The 18,359-nt window shown below is 55.3% G+C and carries 18 protein-coding genes; 5 read left to right on the top strand and 13 right to left on the bottom strand.

Going from position 1 to position 18,359, the window contains the following annotated elements; all coding sequences use genetic code 11:
• Positions 1–26: 26 nt before the first annotated feature.
• From FIV00_RS20645 to FIV00_RS20625, 5 genes are all read right to left on the bottom strand, one after another.
• Positions 27–683 (bottom strand): transglycosylase domain-containing protein, encoded by a 657-nt coding sequence (locus tag FIV00_RS20645; RefSeq protein ID WP_152502524.1) that lies wholly within the window; start codon positions 681–683, stop codon positions 27–29.
• Positions 684–976: 293 nt separating this feature from the next.
• Positions 977–1,843 carry a PHB depolymerase family esterase gene (locus FIV00_RS20640; RefSeq protein ID WP_152502523.1) on the bottom strand — a complete coding sequence of 289 codons (867 nt, stop codon included), beginning with the start codon at positions 1,841–1,843 and terminating at the stop codon, positions 977–979.
• A 104-nt stretch (positions 1,844–1,947) separates the two neighbouring features.
• Positions 1,948–2,547 (bottom strand): ATP-binding cassette domain-containing protein, encoded by a 600-nt coding sequence (locus tag FIV00_RS20635; protein WP_152502522.1) that lies wholly within the window; start codon positions 2,545–2,547, stop codon positions 1,948–1,950.
• A complete protein-coding gene (locus tag FIV00_RS20630) occupies positions 2,544–3,320 on the bottom strand; it encodes an ABC transporter permease (RefSeq protein ID WP_247649266.1) in 777 nt (258 codons plus the stop codon). The genes FIV00_RS20635 and FIV00_RS20630 overlap by 4 nt, the downstream gene beginning before the upstream one ends.
• A complete protein-coding gene (locus tag FIV00_RS20625; RefSeq protein WP_152502520.1) occupies positions 3,301–4,278 on the bottom strand; it encodes an ABC transporter substrate-binding protein in 978 nt (325 codons plus the stop codon). The genes FIV00_RS20630 and FIV00_RS20625 overlap by 20 nt, the downstream gene beginning before the upstream one ends.
• Before the next feature lie 344 nt (positions 4,279–4,622).
• Between FIV00_RS20625 and FIV00_RS20620 the strand changes: the two genes are divergently transcribed.
• The 4 genes from FIV00_RS20620 (at position 4,623) to FIV00_RS20605 (ending at position 8,792) form a co-directional block, all read left to right on the top strand.
• Positions 4,623–6,386, top strand: a complete 1,764-nt coding sequence (locus FIV00_RS20620) for a PQQ-dependent methanol/ethanol family dehydrogenase (protein ID WP_152502519.1) — start codon at positions 4,623–4,625, stop codon at positions 6,384–6,386.
• A 119-nt stretch (positions 6,387–6,505) separates the two neighbouring features.
• Positions 6,506–7,234, top strand: coding sequence for a response regulator transcription factor (locus FIV00_RS20615; RefSeq protein WP_152502518.1), 729 nt, complete (start codon positions 6,506–6,508; stop codon positions 7,232–7,234).
• Positions 7,235–7,477: 243 nt separating this feature from the next.
• Entirely contained in the window at positions 7,478–8,134 is a 657-nt protein-coding gene (locus FIV00_RS20610; RefSeq protein ID WP_152502517.1) for a CoxG family protein, read from the top strand.
• Positions 8,135–8,237: 103 nt separating this feature from the next.
• Positions 8,238–8,792, top strand: coding sequence for a tetratricopeptide repeat protein (locus FIV00_RS20605; protein WP_152502516.1), 555 nt, complete (start codon positions 8,238–8,240; stop codon positions 8,790–8,792).
• Positions 8,793–8,871: 79 nt separating this feature from the next.
• On the opposite strand, the gene FIV00_RS20600 is transcribed toward FIV00_RS20605, so the two are convergent.
• From FIV00_RS20600 to FIV00_RS20570, 7 genes are all read right to left on the bottom strand, one after another.
• Complete coding sequence (locus FIV00_RS20600; protein WP_152502515.1) at positions 8,872–10,296, bottom strand: FGGY family carbohydrate kinase; 1,425 nt, start codon at positions 10,294–10,296, stop codon at positions 8,872–8,874.
• A complete protein-coding gene (locus tag FIV00_RS20595; RefSeq protein WP_152502514.1) occupies positions 10,293–10,931 on the bottom strand; it encodes a nucleoside/nucleotide kinase family protein in 639 nt (212 codons plus the stop codon). The genes FIV00_RS20600 and FIV00_RS20595 overlap by 4 nt, the downstream gene beginning before the upstream one ends.
• Entirely contained in the window at positions 10,928–11,776 is an 849-nt protein-coding gene (locus FIV00_RS20590; protein ID WP_152504358.1) for a sugar phosphate isomerase/epimerase, read from the bottom strand. Before FIV00_RS20590 ends, FIV00_RS20595 begins: the two co-directional genes overlap by 4 nt.
• 2 nt (positions 11,777–11,778) lie before the next feature.
• Positions 11,779–12,771: an ABC transporter permease gene (locus FIV00_RS20585; RefSeq protein WP_152502513.1), complete on the bottom strand. Its 993-nt coding sequence runs from the start codon at positions 12,769–12,771 to the stop codon at positions 11,779–11,781.
• A complete protein-coding gene (locus FIV00_RS20580; RefSeq protein WP_152502512.1) occupies positions 12,768–13,781 on the bottom strand; it encodes an ABC transporter permease in 1,014 nt (337 codons plus the stop codon). The genes FIV00_RS20585 and FIV00_RS20580 overlap by 4 nt, the downstream gene beginning before the upstream one ends.
• Positions 13,774–15,279: a sugar ABC transporter ATP-binding protein gene (locus tag FIV00_RS20575; RefSeq protein WP_152502511.1), complete on the bottom strand. Its 1,506-nt coding sequence runs from the start codon at positions 15,277–15,279 to the stop codon at positions 13,774–13,776. The genes FIV00_RS20580 and FIV00_RS20575 overlap by 8 nt, the downstream gene beginning before the upstream one ends.
• Before the next feature lie 67 nt (positions 15,280–15,346).
• Entirely contained in the window at positions 15,347–16,330 is a 984-nt protein-coding gene (locus FIV00_RS20570; protein ID WP_152502510.1) for a substrate-binding domain-containing protein, read from the bottom strand.
• 170 nt (positions 16,331–16,500) lie between these two features.
• Between FIV00_RS20570 and FIV00_RS20565 the strand changes: the two genes are divergently transcribed.
• A complete protein-coding gene (locus tag FIV00_RS20565; protein WP_173006081.1) occupies positions 16,501–17,508 on the top strand; it encodes a substrate-binding domain-containing protein in 1,008 nt (335 codons plus the stop codon).
• 93 nt (positions 17,509–17,601) lie between these two features.
• Here FIV00_RS20565 and FIV00_RS20560 read toward each other — a convergent pair whose 3' ends face one another.
• Complete coding sequence (locus tag FIV00_RS20560) at positions 17,602–18,315, bottom strand: GntR family transcriptional regulator (RefSeq protein WP_152502508.1); 714 nt, start codon at positions 18,313–18,315, stop codon at positions 17,602–17,604.
• Positions 18,316–18,359: the final 44 nt, after the last annotated feature.

Here is an 18,359-nt window from a genome sequence, read left to right as displayed (position 1 = left end):
CATGTTTCTGCGCCAACTTTGTGCAGCTACATGCAGCCTTCCAACCAGACATCGGAATTGTCGATGGGGGCACATTTGCCCGAAACAAGTCTGCCGATTCTGCCAGTTCGGTCAGCTAAAGCGTCATCCTTGGTTCCGATCCGGTACCGCGCAGGGGCAATCATTACCGCGAGAAGAGACAGATATTGCTCGTCTTTGATCGCGCGAGGTGGTGCGCCAAATACTGCCTCACTCATGCGATGAAAGCCCGTCACCCAACCCTCCGGTCCACGTCCCATTTCCAGAGTGTCCAGCCAAAGTGCCATTATTTGCTCTTTGCTCAGTTCGCTCTCCAAACCAAGCGCGTAACCGGTTTGCCTGATTTTCCCGATACCCGGGGTGAATTTTTCAAATCCGACACGCTTTGACAGCGATTGCGAAATGGTTGTTATGCCAGCGCCCGGTGTCGTCATGTCCACGCCGCCATGTTGCTCGAACCGTGGGTCTTGTACCGCCAGAAGCTGTTGGTAGCGCTTCGCTCCCAAAGAAGCTCCCCCGAAGTCGGAAGCAATGAGGGTATCGGCCCGCGTTCTCAAATCGTCTGCATCGGAAATCGCGTCAAAATAGCCAAACGCGCCATAGCCAATGCATCCAACCAGCAAGAGTGCGATCGAACCCGCACCGACCTTGGCGAACTTTTTCATTGATTGTATCCCCGGTTGCAGCCTCCCTGGCAAAGTTGATGGTCCTGAATTGCGGCATCAAAAAGTTGCAACAGCTGATTTACGTGGGAAATCGGGTTTGAGGCCGTCATGCGTCTCCGGCCATTTTGCGGCGAGATGGGCGTCGAAAATTGCTATTTCTCCCCAACGCAAATTCACAGAAAGAACCTGGAACAGGCGGTCCACCTAGAGCGAAACCGAGTGCTCGCCCGTATCGATTAGTCATTGGCCCTACGCTTATGCAGACACATCCAAGTGCGTCGTAATCAACTCGGTCAATTCGACTGGCTGGTTGAATCAGTTGCGGCGGATGGCTCATCCGCATGGCTAAAGGCACCTTCGCCCAGTTGATATCTTTCCAGAGCCCGTTTCAACGCATTCGATATCCAGCCTTTTGGGACGATGTGGCCACGCTCGTGAAGGCACAACATGACCTCTTTGCCGCTTTGGCATGTTGACCATGTCAGGCAGGTGTGCCCGTTGAGCGTTTCGGTATGGTCAGGTTCCTGCGCGCACATGTTGGTCCGCCGCCAAAGCTCGACAGCCACGTTCGGGTTGCCGTCCGGACCGAGAGGAAGGTCCATGACATTGTCCTTGAACCCATGAACATGCATGACGTTCATTGGGCCGGTCGGGCAGTCTATTCCGTCTTGCCGGTAGAGTGTTCCGGCAGCCGGCAAGATACCGGCAACCAGATCTCCGGCATCACATGCCACGCGCCATGCCATTGCTGAACCGTAGGAAAAACCGGTCGCATAAATTCGGCTGCGGTCAATTGGGAACCTCTTTGCGACATCCTCAATCACGGCGCGGACGAAGGGCACATCCCGGTTGTTGCGTTCCCAGAAATCCCATGTCCGGCGCAAGCCCTCCGGTGCAACCAGAAGTGCACTGTTCCCGTTGATCGCTTTCAGCACCTTCGGGTTCTTCAAAGGGTGTTTGGAGTCGCGCTTCCAGCCGTGAAAGTGGATCAGGACCGGCAGAGGCGTTACGCCATCCCAGTTTTCCGGGGCTTTGGCTCGATAAACCCTCTTGTCCAAACTGCAGGCTGCATCGAGCCCGCAAGGATGCGCATTCGCCGGCGAGGTGACGCCGGAATTTCCGATCAGAACCAGTGCACCCAGGATGGATAGTAGTTTCACGCGTGGTGATCGCCATCGAAATCTTGTCATTGAACGTAGCCTATGGCGCACCATCAAAGCGACCAATTCAAATCACCGTCAGCAACCTTCACACGAGCTCTCTTCTAAGCCGGCGCGTTGGACAAGACGGCGGGATGACCTTGCAGATGCAGCACACGAGTTGCCAGTGCCTCTGCTTCGATTTCGGAATGTGTTACCAGAAGTGTTGCGACCTGTGTTTCCCTCAACAAGTCTCGTGTCAATTCGATCATCTCGCCAGAAAGCGCCTTGTCGAGCGATGCATAGGGTTCGTCCATGACCAGAAAGTCCGGTTTGGCAGCAAAGGCGCGCGCAAGTGCCAGCCGACGTCTTTGGCCAAGCGAAAGCTGGTCGGGGAGATGATCTGCTTTTCCGTCCAATCCGACCCTTTTCAAGGCCTGATCGACCTCTTCGTCGTCAAGGCCGACTATCAACTTCAGATTTTCGCCTGCGGTGCGCCAAGGTAGCAGCGTCGGCTCCTGAAACACCATCGAAAGGCGCTCCGGTCTGCTGACTTGCCCTTCAAAAACCGTATCAAGACCTGATGCGATCCGAAGCAGGGTCGTTTTGCCTATACCCGAGGGGCCAAGCACAGCCACGCAATCGCCTGCTTCAATGTCGAAGCCGACCTTTCCCAATACCGGCAGGCTTCCATAAGCCTTGCTTTGAATGTCAATCTTGATCATGCGCGCCGCCAACGGCTTGCCCTGCGTTCCCAAGGCTGAAGAACGGCAAACTCTATCAGGAGCATGACAATGATGAATGCAAGAGCATAGGTAAGCACCATGGCCACATCGAAGAGCTGGAAATAGAGATGGATCTGGAAGCCGACACCGTTCGATCTGCCAAGGAACTCGACCACGAGAACAATCTTCCAGATCAAGGCTGTTCCCGTGCGAGCGCTGGCGGCAAAAAATGGCGCCAATTGGGGGACAGTAATATGTCTGAACCGCGTCAGGCGAGAAACGCGGAAAATCTTGGACATGTCATCAAGGGCAGGATCGAACGTTCTTGCGCCTTCGCGAATGAGCACCGTGACCATCGGGATCTTGTTGATGGCGACCGCGGCGATGGCCGCGACTTCGGTCAGCCCAATCCAGAGGTAACACAGCACGATTGTAACAAGAGCAGGCAGGTTCAAGAAAAACAGTAACCACGGATCAAGCCACGTATCGACTGCTTTTCTTCTTCCCATAATAAGGCCAAACACAGTTCCGATGGTCATGGCCAGAACGAATGCGGCCAGAACCCGGGCGAGCGTTATGCCCAGGTGATAAAGCAAAGGACCATTGGTCAGTTCGCTGAAGGTCAGCCTTCCGACTTCAAAAGGTGAGGGGAGGATAGCCGGGTCTGCTATGGCAGCTGCGAAGGCCGTCCACCCAACCAAAAGCAGACCCAACGAAATCAATCGGATGCTGATTGATCCTGATACCTCGGTATCAACCTTCCGGGACGACAAACACACCCTCCGGCAAACTGGTTGCCGACCCGACGAGTTTTTCTCCGCCCAGTCGTCCCATGACTTCGAGCATCTGCTCGGCCTGCTCTTCATTCACCGGACCTGGGGCGGGAATTCCGGCGATGAATCCGGCTTTCAACGCCTCAAAATCCGCATCGCTTTTGGCGCGCATCATGGGCCTTATCTTGTCAAAAGCAGTTGGGTCGTTTGCCAAAACGTCCTTTGCTCCTCGGGATGCTGCCATGAAGCCGCGCACGAGATCCGGTTGTTCCTTGAGCATTTTGCCGTGAAAGACATATCCAAGGAGCGGAGTATCGGGATTGAGTCCAAGCGCCTTGGCTGCCTCGGATACGGAGATCAATTCTCGCATGCCTTTGGCTTTCATCTTGGCTGCGAAATGCCAGAAATTGATGGCACCGGCTGTTTCACCAGACAGTGCACTCTTGAAGATCAGTGGTGGAGCACCGAACACCTGTTCTGTTTCTGCTGCAAGATCAAGACCGTACTCCTGCTCCGCATAGGCTCTCAGAATAAGCCAGCTCTTGTCGACCGGCCCACCGGCAATTCCGATTTTTCGACCGACCAAATCCTTCAAGGATTTGGCCTGACTGTCTTTCGGGACCATGAGGCCACCAACGGATTTGGAATAGGGCACGAAAACGTAGTCGTGTCCGTCAGCCCGCTGGCGGGCAACCCAAAGCCAGTCGGCGACAACGATATCAGCTTCACCGCCCTGAAACGCAATTCGTGTTGCCGGATTGCCGGCCATTCCCATAACTTCCAGTTGAAATCCGTTTTGGGTGTCCAAGCTGTTTTGTTTGATGGTTTCAAGTTCCCAGTTAACCGTCCCAACTTTCAGGACAGCTGCTTTGAGAACGGGTGTCTCCTGCGCGCTTGCTGCTGGTGCAAGTGCAAGGCTGCAGAAACCGACAGCAAGCAATTTGATAAGCCGATGCATGATTTCCTCCCGAAATCGTTTTGATCCAGCTTAGCAGTCATGGACCGGCAATGAATTGGACTTTCGGTCGGGCAGGGCTTCCTCAACTGTGCTTCCCCGGCGCAAGGGGTTGTCTCAGAGCCGTTGAAAAAACGTCGCGTAAGTTCGACGCGGTCAAACTTCGATTTTGTTGCGCCGCACTTTTCATAAATTGCAGAAACACGCCATTTTTGAGGTGCACTATGGTGCAATTCTCGCCGAGGATTGTTTCCACTAGACTTAAATTCAGGGAGGCGGCGACTTCAGGTGTTCATCCATACGTTGGATTGGTCGCTCTGTCCGAACTGAACCTGGGAGGAGACAGGATGAAGAAGTTTTTCGCATTGGCTGCGGTCAGCGCGCTCGCGATCACAGGTGCGCACGCAGACGTAACGGAAGAAGATCTGGCCAAAGACGCGGTGACGACCGACAGCGTTTTGACCAATGGTATGGGCCGCGATCAGCAGCGGTTTTCGCCACTTAAAATCATCAACAAGGACAACGTCAAAAACGTTGTACCGGCTTGGGCCTTTTCGCTGGGAGGCGAAAAACAACGCGGTCAGGAAACACAACCTCTGATTTATGACGGGGTAATGTATATCACCGGCTCCTATTCTCGCCTCTATGCGATCAACGTGAAGACCGGCGAGGAGATCTGGCAATATGATGCCCGTCTGCCGGAAGGTATTCTGCCATGCTGCGACGTGGTCAACCGTGGCGCCGCAATCTATGGCGATAAAATCTATTTCGGAACATTGGATGCCAGGATTGTCGCCCTTGATCTGAAGACCGGCGACGTCGTCTGGCGCAAGAAAATCGCGGACTATAAGGCAGGTTACTCCTATACGGCCGCACCGGTTATCGTGAATGGTCTTGTCGTCACTGGAAACTCAGGCGGCGAGTTTGGTATCGTTGGCGAAGTTCAGGCCCGCGATGCGGAAACCGGAGAGCTTGTCTGGACCCGGCCTGTGATCGAAGGACATATGGGAACCTTCAAGGGCGAAGAGAGCACCATGACCGGAACGCTGAACGCGACCTGGCCAGGCGACCTTTGGAAGACCGGCGGTGGTGCCACGTGGCTTGGTGGCACGTATGATCAGGACACAAACACGCTGGTGTTCGGCGCTGGCAACCCAGCACCCTGGAACAGTTGGCTGCGGTCTGCGGGCAATCCGACAGGGACTGAAGGCGATAATCTCTACGCAGCCTCGCGGATCGGCATCAATCCGGAAAACGGTGAGATCAAGTGGCACTATCAGACGACGCCTCGCGAAGGTTGGGACTTTGACGGCGTGAACGAGGTCATTCCATTTGTTGATGCCAGCGGCAACAAGCGTTATGCGACTGCAGACAGGAATGGATATTTCTACATCCTCAATCGGGATGACGGTGCGTTCGTCAACGCCTGGCCGTTCGTCAAACAGATCACCTGGGCAGATGGCATCGGTGAAGACGGTCGTCCCAAGTTTGTTGAAAACAACCGTCCTGGCGATCCAAGCAAGGCAGCAGACGGTAAGAAGGGTGAAGTGGTCTTTGCCGTGCCTTCGTTCCTGGGTGGCAAAAACTGGATGCCGATGGCACACAATCCGGACAACGGCCTTTTCTACGTTCCATCCAACGAGTGGGGCATGGACATCTGGAATGAGCCGATTACCTACAAGAAGGGCGCTGCCTATCTTGGTTCCGGCTTTACCATTAAGCCTATCTTCGAAGACCATATCGGTTCTTTGAAGGCGATTGACCCGAACACTGGTGAGATCAAGTGGGAATACAAGAACAACGCTCCCTTGTGGGGTGGTGTTATGACCACAGCCGGCGGCCTCGTGTTTACCGGCATGCCGGAAGGCCAGTTCAAGGCGTTTGATGCTGATACGGGCGAAGAACTCTGGTCCTTCCAGACCGGTTCGGGCATCGTTGGGCAGCCGATTACCTGGGACATGGATGGTGAGCAGTATATTGCCATTGCATCCGGTTGGGGTGGTGCGGTCCCGCTTTGGGGCGGTGAAGTCGCCAAGAAAGTGAACTACTTGAACCAGGGTGGATCGATCTGGGTGTTCAAGCTTCCCAAGCAGCTGGCGTCCTCCAACTAAGGTCAGACGCTTATACGCTTCCGGCGGCATTCGCGCCGGAAGCGTCCCGTTCTTAAGCGCAAGTAGCAATCGAAGAACCCTGTCGGAACCCATCGTCCGAAACCGGGAGTCAGCGGATCATGTCAATCGAGGCCGAAAATGCCAACAAGTTCCTGATCATCGATGATCATCCCTTGTTTCGTGAAGCTTTGCATAGTGCCGTGGAGCTGGCTTATCCCAACTCTGATACGCTTGATGCGGCCTCGCTGGACGATGCGTGTGAGTTGCTCGACGACGATTCCGGCTTCGATCTTGCACTGCTTGATCTGTCCATTCCCGGCGTGAAAGGCATGGATGGACTTTTGCATCTCAGGACCCATTATCCGAGGCTTCCGGTTGTTGTGGTCTCCGGCGCAGAAGATCCTCCGATCATTGCCCAGGTAATGGCCTATGGGGCGGCCGGTTTCATTCCAAAGTCTTCAAAGAAAAAAACATTGGCGCTAGCCATACAGCAGGTCATGAATGGTGCCACTTACCTGCCTGAAAACTATAACGACACCGATGATGAACCGCTTGACGACCAGACCCGGAAAATGATCGAGCGCCTGTCCAGTTTGACACCGCAACAGATCCGCGTTCTTCAGATGATTTGCAGTGGTTTGCTGAACAAGCAGATCGCATACGAACTTCAAGTTGGCGAAACAACCGTCAAGGCGCATGTCTCTGAAGTCCTGCGCAAGTTATGCGTCTCAAGCCGGACGCAGGCCGTGATAGAGGTCAAGAAACTGGAGGCTTTGGGTACGGCAGATCCGTTTGTCTCAACGACAACGGCAGGCCCGGGTTTCAGGCCGGCGCGTCATCATAGCTGAACTGGCTCGGAAGCTTCGACCTGGCTAGCTGAAACCCGACGATTTATGAATGTGCGCGCGATGTCGAGCTTGAGATGTCAGGCTCGGTTGGAGATTGTATTGATCGAATTCAGTTTGTTTTACATGGATTTATGATGTGCCATAAAGTCTAAGTCATTCGATCCTTAGTACAATTTACTATTTTTATTAACTGATATCTTTTGCGCGAATGAATGTACGAAATATAATTCGTGGAGAGATTCTTTGGATATTTCTGGCAACCAGACAATCATGGCGGGGCGTGAAGACGTATGGCGAGCCCTCAACGACCCAGATGTTCTAAGGGCCTGCATTCCGGGCTGCCAAAGCCTCGACAAGACTTCCGACACACAGATGAGCGCTGAGGTCACGACGAAGATCGGGCCGGTAAAGGCGAAATTCAAAGGTGCCGTGACACTCGAAAATATCAATCCGCCCGAAAGTTATTCCATCAATGGAGAAGGTATCGGTGGCGTCGCTGGATTTGCGAAAGGGGGCGCGGATGTAAAGCTGTCGGAAGTGGAAGGTGGCACCTTGCTTGAATATGTCGCCAAGGCTCATGTCGGGGGCAAACTTGCGCAATTGGGCAGCAGGTTGGTGGAATCCACAGCCCGGAAAATGGCCGACGAGTTTTTTACAAAATTCTCTGAAATGGTTGTCGGCCAAGCGAAGACTGAGAGTGCTTCACCGGCAACGGCTCCTTCAAAAGAGAAAGATCATACGGCTGCTCCCGCTTCTGGTGTCAGTGCTTCTGAAACTGCGTCTTCTGCAGGCTCTGTCAATTCAGATAGGGCAAAGCAGAAATCACTTTTCGGCAATCCGATTTTATGGGGATCGGCAGCAGTCATCGTGCTCGTTATTGCGTTGGCCGTTTTGAGTTAAGGGCCAATTTGATTGAGAGCGCTTGGGTGGCTGGCAGATTGTTCCGGGAACAGACGGCCGGAATGAAATCGGGTAGTATGTTCTCAGTGTGGAGGAGTTTGAAATGCGCAAACTGGCGTTGATGCTTTGTGTCCTCGTTGCAGCTGGTGCTGCTCATGCGGAAACACGTTTCACAGTTGAGGATGATCTTGGCGTTCTCAATCCTCAAGATACCGGCGTTCAAATGCTGAAGCGGAAGATCGAGATGGGTGTGATCGATTCCGTTACGTGTTCACTTGGGATCAATGCCACCAAGAATGACAACCACGAACTGGCTCGCAAACTGACCCGGAGATGCGCAGAGGCAGGTTACACCAAGGCCATGACCTGGATGAGCCAACTCGAAGACAATGGCATGGGCGGAGACTACAACCCCGATGCCGCCGCCGAGTGGGACCGTCGCGCCGCCGAAGCTGGCGATCCGGTTGGCAGATACAATTATGGCCTGGATCTGATGCGCGGACATGGAGTTGCCAAGGACGAAATGCTCGGCCGGCGGTATGTCGACCAGGCAGCACAGGACGGCCTGGAAATCGCCAAACGTCTGCAAAGAGCAGGTTACGACCTCGACGAAGTCACTCCTGATGCAGACAACTGGAAATACGCACCACTCTTCTAAAGTTGTGCTTCAAAGCGTCAGTAGCGCATCGCTGCTCGGCTCGTCGGCTCTGTCGCGATGGCTGAGAACGACAAGCTGGTTATAGCGCCACGCTGGCGTTTGCTTCGGCGGCCCTACGCCAATCACTGGCATAAGCCTCAAGACCTGGAATAGCTGCAGGTTCCACCGGTTGCAGACGAAGTTCGAAAGGCTGTTCGCCTAAAACCCGGGTTGCCAGGCAAAGGGCGCCGATAACGACGCCATTTTTTTCTTCTGAGAGTTCAGTTTTGATATCTGGGCGCAGAGCTGCGACCAGCGGCGCATACAAAGGCTCCTTCAAAAAAGTACCGTCGAGGATCAAGCGACGACCACCCCCAAGTGTATCCGCGCAAGTCACCGTCAAAAGCGCGGCCTGTAGCACTGCAAGAGCCGTTCGCTCTGCAGTGGTTTCCGGCATTGGCCCGACAATCTGGCCATGCCCGGCGCTGCCAGGAAACTGGCCGTCATTGTTGCTGAAGCCGGGAAGGGCCATGGTGCCTTGTTTCACGATGCGAATGAGCGGACCAAGCTCGGCTTTGTCGCCGTGCCAGCTGGGGCCGGCAATTGCCGAGAATTCACGTCCTGCCATCACCAGGGCGCCGCCAACAGGCAAACCGTTCATGTCGGCGTTTATCGTCGTGCCTCGATCGTGATCGAATGTCGCCAGGTTGGTTTCCCTTGACATTGCAACGACCCAGGTGCCGGTTGAAACCAGTGTGAAGTCTTCAAGTCCAGCGGCTACATATCGGTAGAAGTTTGAGCTGGAATCGTGGGCGCCGGTCAGAACGGTAATGTTGGCAGGCAAGCCGTAGCGTCTCATCAGCGTGTGACGAACGGTGCCGAGTTTGGACCAGGCTGGCTGGAAGTCTGGCAAAAGCCCACGCCAACCCTGTATATCCACAATGGGGCTCCAATGATGCCGCAAAACATTCCAGAGATGCGACTGGGCCCCCATGGCAGAATATTCAGAAACTGCGACACCGGTCAGCCACCATCCCCAGTACTGGGCAATGTTCAGATAGTGGTTTGCCTTTGCGAAGGTTTTTGGATCGGCACGTTGCATTCGAAGCAATTGCCTCGCCGCGTGGGTCGAGGCCATCATCACCTGACTTCCGCGATCTTCGAATGTGCCGCATTTGCCGAGGTATTCGGAGTTGATGTCTTCCGGGCAGTGATCCTCATAGTCGATCATGGGCAGCATCGCACCCATGTTTTCGTCGGCAGAATCCTCGCCGACCAGAACACCTCCCGCGCCGTGTCCTACCGGTATAAGGAACTCAATCGGATGGTGCTGGCAGATGTCGGCAAGAGTTTCTCCCAACCAATCGCCCAATGTCTTCAGGTCATGGTGCCGCCAGGGTGGGCCGTCGGAGACTCTGTTCGGCGTCGATCGGTTTTCAAGCAGGTTTCCAGTTCGATCCGCCACCCACAGGTCAACGTTGGTTTTTCCAACGTCGAGGACCGCGATTTTGCCCTTGCCGGTCATTCTCCGTAACGGATTACAAAGTCAGCTGAAGTTTGGTGTTCCCGGACGAGCCGTCCGTTTGGCAAATCGTTCTCCTCGACTTTGGCAGCGATCTCGGCCTCGCTGAGCTGAAAAGCCTCCCAGCGTTCGCTGAGCCTTTTACGAAGCACGCTTTCAGGAACATCCAACGACACTGTCACGTCAAAGTATGGAAGCAGGTTCTTCCAAGGATCTCTGTCCAGAAGAAGGTAATTTCCTTCTGCCACAAGAATACGAACCGATTTGCCGATCAGGCGCGCACCGGCACGTGCAATTTCGATCTCACGGTCGAAAACCGGCACCGCCACGGTCGGCTCTTTGTTGTCGCGCAGCCGGGCCAGCATGGAAGCAAGTCCGCCGACATCAAATGTGTCGGGGGAACCTTTTCGTGGGCGCAGGCCAGCTGGGACAAGATACAGATCGTCATAGTGAAACCCGTCCATCGGAAACACTTCGGCAGTTCCGGGCAGGCCTGCATTCAGACGGTCGACAAGGGAGCCTGCCAGTGTCGACTTGCCTGATCCGGGTGCACCTGCGACCGCACAGATGATGCGTTGCCCTGAGGCCATTTCCAGCAGGTGGTCTGCCAGGGCAGCTTCTGAGATTTCCACGCTCATATCAAACGATACTGCTTTGCCTTGTTGCGCAGGAAGGGGAGGCCCTTGTCCATCACTTCTTCAAAAGAGTTGGCGACCGGCCTCCAGATGGCAAGGCCGTATCCCACTTGCGGCGGCATGTTGATGAAGCTCTCCATCGCCAGTCCGCCCTTGAAGCCGATGGCCGCCAGAGTGGCGTAGATTTCATCCCAGTCGCAGGTTCCTTCGCCCGGCGTTCCTCTGTCACTTTCCGACAGGTGGATATAACGCAGATGTTCTCGCGCATCGAGGATCCCGTTGCCCACCCCCTTTTCTTCAATGTTCATGTGATAGGTGTCTAGGTGAATGAAGATGTTGTCAGCTCCCACCTTCTCAATCATGTCTTTTGCCTGCCAGCCCGTATTGATCAGGTGGTTTTCATACCGGTTTACCGGTTCGATCCCGAAGTCGATGCCAAGGTTCTTGGCGTGCTTTGCTGCGGCCTCCAGGGCACGGGCGATATTGTCGTATTCGGTCTGGGTAGGCGGCACGCCGGTGCGTTCACCAATCCCGCCATAGGTCACGCCGGAAAGCGCTTCCGCGCCCATGGCCTTGGTCATGTTCATTGCATCGATCAGATGCTCGATGGCACCGTCTGGGTTCACCGATGCCCAGTTTTCCTGCGGCAGACCCAACGAGCAGACAGCTCGCATGTTGTGCTTGGTCAGCAGATCGTGCGTGTGCTGCGCGTCAACGACGCTTGTGTCCAGAAGCGCGATCTCGATGAAATCCATTTTGTAGGCCGCGGCAGCCGGTATCGTTCTTTCTGCGCCCGCGCGGTCCCAATGCATGGTCCACATGCTTGTATGTACGCCGAAACCTTCCACGGTCATGTTCCTTTTCGTTGTCTGCTGCGCCATCGCAACCCGACCCACCTGAGCGCCATCACGGCGATCAGAAACAAGCCCCAGACTGCGGTCGAAAGATGTTGGTTTGCCCCGATCAGGTTCAGACCCGATGACAGCGCTTGAAGGATTATCAAGGCAATGGCCACGGGTAGGACGCGGCCGAAGCCACCGAAGGGGTCGATGCCACCTAGAAAACATGCCAGAACCGTGACAAGCAAAAGAGCCTCGCCATGGCCGACACGAACTGAGTTGAAACGCGCCGCCATCACGATGCCGGCAATCGCGCAAATAACGCCTGAGATGGCATAGATCGTGACCAGGGTTTTTCGGGTATGGATGCCGGAATACTCGGAGGCCTTGATGTTTGAGCCCACCATATAGACCGAGAACCCGTGCCGCGTGCGCTTCAACATGATGTGCCAGACGATCGCGGCAAGGATGAAAATGATCATCGGAACCGGAATGCCGGCAAGACTGCCGTGACCGAGGATGTTCACGAATTCCGGGAACCCTGAAATGTCACCGCCTCTGGTCAGAAATTCTCCCAGTCCGCGCAGAAAAATCATCATGGCAAGCGAAACAAGAATGGGGTGGGCGCCGACATAGGCAACAACAGCCCCCATGACCGCGCCAGACAAAGCACCGACAAGCACTGCAAGAGTGACGCCAAGGATAAAGGCTCCGATACCGGCATCAGGGCCGCCAAACTGGATCAGCGTCCAGGCCAAAGCCAGTCCGGATATGTTGGCCTGGTAAATAATCGCAAGGTTCAGCCCGCCGGATAGAATGGGTACCAGCATGGCCAGTGTCAGCAACCCCAGCACAGGCATCTGAAATGCCATGGATCTGAGGTTTGCCCCGGTGAGAAACAACGGTGTTGCCAAGGAGAATGCCAGGAACACCAGTCCGAGAAAAATCAGAAGCGGCAACGTTTCTGTACCGGCAACGGCATGAATGCGCTCTCTTAGGCTCATGTGGCGTTTTCCTTCAAGCGCGCCTCGGTGTCTCGCGACCTGTTCCAGAGTTGGAAGGACAAGTTTGAAGAGGAAATCGCAACAAGGATTGCCGCACCAATGATCATCTGGAACGCGAAGGGAGAAATGCCGAGAAGGTTCAAACCGTTTTGCGTGATTGCAACGAACATCACACCCAAAATGCAACCGACAACCGTTCCACGGCCACCGCCAAGGCGCGCGCCGCCCAGTACGACCGCTGCCAGTACGTCCAGTTCTCGGCCATAAAGCGCGTTGGGCACGACCTCCTGGGCAATATTGACCTGCATTAAGCCGCCAATACCCGCCATCATCCCGCACCAGCCGAATGCAACGATCTGCATTTGCCAGATATTGACGCCGGAGCGGCGCGCGCCTTCCGGATTGTCGCCAAAGGCGTAGAGTTGGCGACCGAGCGTTGTGAGCCGGATCAAAGCCCATGTTGCCAGAACGCAGGCGATCATGACTGCAACAGAAAGGTTCAGCTCCGACCAGCTTCCGTCCGGTGCCTGGCGTTCAAAAATGAAGATCCGGTCAGTCCACCAGTCGGGAAGATTGTAAATGTTTCGCCCCTTGGTGAAGAACATCAAGAGGCCGAAAAACGCGTTGAACGTCGCGATGGTGATGACGATGGATATCACCCGGAAACCATGGATCAGAAGCGCGTTGACCAGCCCCAGACCAATTCCCAGAGCCGCAGCGACCAAAAAGCCGATAGCCCAGCTGCCACCGCCGATCCCCATGAAAATCTGTGCTGCGACGTATTGTACGACCGAGGCAGCAACCGCGAACGAGATATCAATGCCCCCGGCAATCAGAACCACAAGAAGGCCGACGGCCCAGATCAGATTGACAGCGTTGTTGTTGAGCAGCGACGTGATATTGCCGAGTGTGAGGAAAGTGTCTGTTGCCAGCGAGAGGCCGAGGATCATCAGAAAAAGCACGACGGAAAGACGCGCCTCAACAGGGTAGGTGCGGAAGAGGTCACGCATAAATCAGCGCCTCCAATTCCTGCACGCTGGTGGCGTGAGGATCGTATTCCCCAACGATCTTGCCGTCAGCCATATGCAAAACACGGTCTGCGTTGAACATGACCTCGCTCACTTCGTCAGAGATCAATAGTATCGCAAGGCCTTCATCCGCCAGTTTTCGGACAATGCGAAAAATTCCTGCCCGTGCACCCACATCGACACCCACAGTCGGGCTGTCGAGGATTAGGAGGCGCGGTTCGGTCGCCAGCCATTTGGCGAGTACGACCCGCTGCTGGTTGCCGCCGGATAGAGTTGAGACGGCATCAGCTGGTTTTCCGATCTTGACAGCCAGTTCGTCGATCCAGTGCCGCACCAGCCTTGATTGGCGCGCTGGAGAGATCAGACCAAATGCACCGAGAATGCGGTCAAGCACCGAGATGACGGTGTTGTCGGCTATGGATTGCGGCTGGATTAGCCCCAGTGACAATCGATCTTCCGACACATAAGCCACACCGCGCGCGATTGCGTCGCGGATCGACTGGAGGCGGATCAGCGATCCTGCAAGACGGATTTCGCCCTGGTCGGGTGTATTCATGCCAATTAGGGCATGCGCAAGTTCACTTCGCCCCGCTCCGATCAGTCCTGTCAGGCCAAGCACTTCTCCCTGGCGAATGGTAAGATCTATATCCTTGAACTCGTCTCGGCGTGAAAGGGCTTTGACTTCCAATACGGGCAGAGCGGATGACCGATCTTGTGCCCGTACGACATTTTCGAGCTGCGCGCCGGTCATCAGTTCGCCAAGTCGAAACTGGGTCATGCCTTCAGTCGGATAGACGCCCACAAGCTTGCCGTCGCGCAGGACAGTTACTCTTTCAGAAATATCGATGACCTCTGCCAGCCGGTGACTGACAAAAACCACGGCGACGCCCTGCGCGGAGAGCGTTCGCACAACTTTCAAAAGCGCGTCGGTCTCGCTTTGTGTCAGGGACGCGGTTGGCTCGTCCATAAAAACAAGCCGAGCTTCACCCATTAACGCGCGGGCGATTGCAACGATCTGCCGCTGCGCAATCGGCAGGTCGCCAAGCCGAGTATCCAGATCAAGTGACACGTTCAGCCGTTCAAGTACCTTCCTGACGCGACCCTTGTAACGACCGCTGAAGGCGAGACGAGGAGCGACACCCACCATCTCGTCGAATGCGATGTTCTCAGCAACGGTCATGTGGGGAAAGAGGGCAAGATCCTGCCAGATTACAGCGATCCCGAGGGCTCTGGCCTTGGTCGGGGAGGTCGTGCCGACCCGTTCTCCAAACAGTTCGATTTCGCCGCCCGGGTCTGGGGAATAGACACCGGTCACGATCTTTATCAGTGTCGACTTTCCGCAGCCGTTTTCACCGGCGAGGCAGTGAACCTCACCCGCACGCACCTCGAAATCGACAGACTGCAGGGCTTTCACGCCGCCGAAGGTCTTCGAAACGGAACGAAGCCGCAGCGCGTGGGCTGTATCGGAAACTGTTGTCATGGTTGTTTTCAGCGCCTGACGGGGAACCCGCTTTGCGCGGGGTCCCCAGGTTCAGCGGCAAGAGGTCTTAAAGACCCTTGGCGGCCAGATCATCCACGGTGCTCTTGTTGATCTCAAGCAGGTTGTCCGTGATGATGTTGCGGGTTTCCGCGTCAGGCTCAACAACGCCGAGCCCTTCGATTTCGGTACCGCTGGCGATTTCGTCACCGTTGACCAGCATGTTGCCCATCGTGACAAACACCCGACCGGCTTCAGCCGGATTCCACATGAAACCGCCGGAAATAACGTCTTCCTTCAGGAGTTTTTGGCCCTGGCCGGGCGAGAACGGTCCCATGACGTGGACCTTGCCGCCCAGTCGACGTTCCTCGATGGCTCGGCCTGCGCCAATGGGGCCCTGGCTGCCAAAGGCAAGGAAACCGCGCAGATCCGGGTTGGCCGCGATCAGGTCAAGTGCTGTCGAACGGCTGTCATCCACACTTTCGGCCACACCATAGCGGTCACCGACCGGCTGCAGCTTGTCAGCGCAGTTCTCGGCGATCCACTTGATACCTGCATCGGCCCAAGCGTTGTGAAGGGGCACGGTGAGAGAACCCACATAAACTGCGTATGTGCCTGGCTCACTTGTTTTTTCGCACAGCAGTTTGGCGTGGGCTTCACCAAAACCATCCGCTGATGCCAGTTCGAAATTCCAGTCGACATTGTTCAGGCCGGGGCCTTCATGCGCGACAACCTTGATGCCGGCATCCATCGCCTTTTTGAGAACCGGTTCAAGTGCGGCTTCGTCGTTTGGCACCACGCCGATGACATCGACGCCCTTGGCGATCAGATCTTCAATCGCGCGGACCTGCAGGGCAGGGTCGGCCGAAGTCGGACCGATCATTTCCGCACTGACACCAAGTTCTGCTGCGCGCTCCTTGATGCCTTCTTCCATTGCGTTGAACCAGGGGATGCCACCGATCTTGACGACAATACCCATCGAAGTTTCTGCGTTGGCAGTGCTTGCGCAGGCCACCAAGGCAATCGCTGCTGTGACGTACTTTAGTTTGTTCATGTTTTCCTCCCATGCGCGGCACGCGGGTACCGCATAGTCATCCGGTCCAATCCAGTTGGCCGAAGCTCGACTGGGCAAAAAACAAGTTGCTCAATCGATGTAGCAATGTTAAGCAGAAAGAAAAGTTCAGTCAAGCTGCTCGTGACGCAATAATTGAAGGGCACTGTCGCGTGAAATCCAGACAGAAGAGCACGATCTACGACATCGCACAGAAGGCGGGCGCCTCTCCGTCGGCGGTGTCTGCGGCTCTGAACGGCAAATGGAAACAGCGACGACTGAAGAAGGAAACGGTCGACAGAATCCAGCGGATCGCGCAGGAAGAGGGCTATATGGCCAACCTTCAGGCGCGGGGTTTGCGGAAAGCGGAGTCTGGACTCGCCGGCATGGTTTTGCCGGACCATGAAAACCGGTTTTTTGCCGAGCTGAGCCAACAATTCGCCAAGGAGGCACATGCGCGCGGGCTTTGCCCGGCAATTGTGCATGCGGGACGTGATGCGGACGCTCAGCTCACGTCAGTCGAAAGCCTGATTGCCTATTCCGTTGACCTTTTGATGATTGCCGGTGCAACGGAACCTCTAAGTTTGGCCAGTGCCTGCAGCAAGGCACGCATAAGGCATGTTTTTGTCGATCATCCCTGCAGCGAGGCGCCGTCCATCGTCACCGACAACACAGGCGGTGCCGCGATGCTGACAAAGACGCTTCTGGATGAGATGGATTTGCCGTCGGAAACCGATCCGACCACATGGCTCTATTTTCTCGGTGGTGAATCGAGCCTGCCAGCTTCGGCAGACCGTATTCAGGGGTTCCGCCAGCAGGCAGAAGCAGCCAAGGTTCTGTTTGATACTGGTCAGATATTGGCCTGCGGCTATGAAAGCGAAAAGGCCGAAGAGGCACTTGCCGAGCTTTATTCGAACCTTGGGCAATTGCCTGCGGGTTTGTTTGTGAATTCAATCGGCTGTTTTGAAGGGGTTCTGCGTTTTCTCTCGCGACTGCCAGAGGGAGATATTTCACGATCAACGTTCGGCTGTTTTGACCATGACCCCTTCGCCACACTGTCGCGGTTTCCGCTGCGCATGGTCCGCCAGCGCGCAGACCTTATGGTGGAGGAAGCTTTTCGTCAGTTGGACAAAGGAACTTCCGAAGCGTGTTTGATCCGGGTCGCGCCTGATCTGGTCTGACATTTCGCGAACTCTAACCTCAAGACCGAAATGCCGTTTGCAACAAGCGGAAGAGGAGATGGGTGCACAACAGGCCTTCTGGCTTACGACAGTCTAGTCAAAAAGATCGGGTCTTGACTGCCTGAGCGGTTCGAGGCGCTCTACAAGATCGCGCAGGTGTTTCAGCATCGCGTTGCGGGCTTTTTCAGGGTCTCGTTGCTGTATCGCTTCGATGATCTGACAGTGTTCTTCGAATGCCTGGTGCGAGCGACCCGGTATCGGAAGCAGCAAGCGGCGCGCACGATTGACCTGAACCCAGCCGGAAACAGCAATAGCAGTCAGTTTCGGATAGCCGGTAAACTCAAAGATCAGGTCATGCATACGCTGATCTTCCCGATAAAATCCGGCTTCATCCCTGTCTTCCAGACATAGCGACTGAAGGCGGAGATTTCGGTTCAGTTCCGAGAGTTGTTCATCTGTGCGCCCGGTGGCGACACGCGCAACGGCGGCGAGTTCAATCGCCTCGCGCAGGAAAGCACCTTCACGAATTTCAGGCATGGAAAACCGGGTGACCCGCGAACCGGATTGGGGAACAACCTCTACCAGCCCTTCACCGGCGAGCTTGGTAATTGCTTCAGTTACAGGTGACCGGGAAACGCCAAGTTGCGCGCAGATTTCCTGTTTTTTCAAAAGCGTGCCCGGAGGAAGTTCCATGGCCAATATGGCGGCACGCAAGGTTTCATAGACGCGCTGGGCCAATGAACCCTTGAGCTTTCTGATATCTGGCAGGACGTAAGGCGATAGGTCGCGTTCGGCGTTTGGGGGCATAAGAGTTCCGTATATGAATGCTAACATGTTAGTTGACGTGAGTG

It is taken from the genome of Labrenzia sp. THAF82 (genome assembly GCF_009363435.1).
Taxonomy (GTDB): Bacteria; Pseudomonadota; Alphaproteobacteria; order Rhizobiales; family Stappiaceae; genus Roseibium; species Roseibium porphyridii.
The sequence above is the reverse complement of the archived record's forward strand: the minus strand, read 5'-3'. Positions and strand labels throughout refer to the sequence as shown.

Coding starts and splice junctions, on each gene's coding strand:
- FIV00_RS20625 (WP_152502520.1), bottom strand. CDS start 4,278: ATGCATCGGCTTATCAAATTGCTTGCTGTCGGTTTCTGCAGCCTTGCA.
- FIV00_RS20585 (WP_152502513.1), bottom strand. CDS start 12,771: ATGAGCCTAAGAGAGCGCATTCATGCCGTTGCCGGTACAGAAACGTTG.
- FIV00_RS20575 (WP_152502511.1), bottom strand. CDS start 15,279: ATGACAACAGTTTCCGATACAGCCCACGCGCTGCGGCTTCGTTCCGTT.
- FIV00_RS20570 (WP_152502510.1), bottom strand. CDS start 16,330: ATGAACAAACTAAAGTACGTCACAGCAGCGATTGCCTTGGTGGCCTGC.
- FIV00_RS20595 (WP_152502514.1), bottom strand. CDS start 10,931: ATGAGCGTGGAAATCTCAGAAGCTGCCCTGGCAGACCACCTGCTGGAA.
- FIV00_RS20645 (WP_152502524.1), bottom strand. CDS start 683: ATGAAAAAGTTCGCCAAGGTCGGTGCGGGTTCGATCGCACTCTTGCTG.
- FIV00_RS20600 (WP_152502515.1), bottom strand. CDS start 10,296: ATGACCGGCAAGGGCAAAATCGCGGTCCTCGACGTTGGAAAAACCAAC.
- FIV00_RS20560 (WP_152502508.1), bottom strand. CDS start 18,315: ATGCCCCCAAACGCCGAACGCGACCTATCGCCTTACGTCCTGCCAGAT.
- FIV00_RS20615 (WP_152502518.1), top strand. CDS start 6,506: ATGTCAATCGAGGCCGAAAATGCCAACAAGTTCCTGATCATCGATGAT.
- FIV00_RS20605 (WP_152502516.1), top strand. CDS start 8,238: ATGCGCAAACTGGCGTTGATGCTTTGTGTCCTCGTTGCAGCTGGTGCT.
- FIV00_RS20620 (WP_152502519.1), top strand. CDS start 4,623: ATGAAGAAGTTTTTCGCATTGGCTGCGGTCAGCGCGCTCGCGATCACA.
- FIV00_RS20580 (WP_152502512.1), bottom strand. CDS start 13,781: ATGCGTGACCTCTTCCGCACCTACCCTGTTGAGGCGCGTCTTTCCGTC.
- FIV00_RS20635 (WP_152502522.1), bottom strand. CDS start 2,547: ATGATCAAGATTGACATTCAAAGCAAGGCTTATGGAAGCCTGCCGGTA.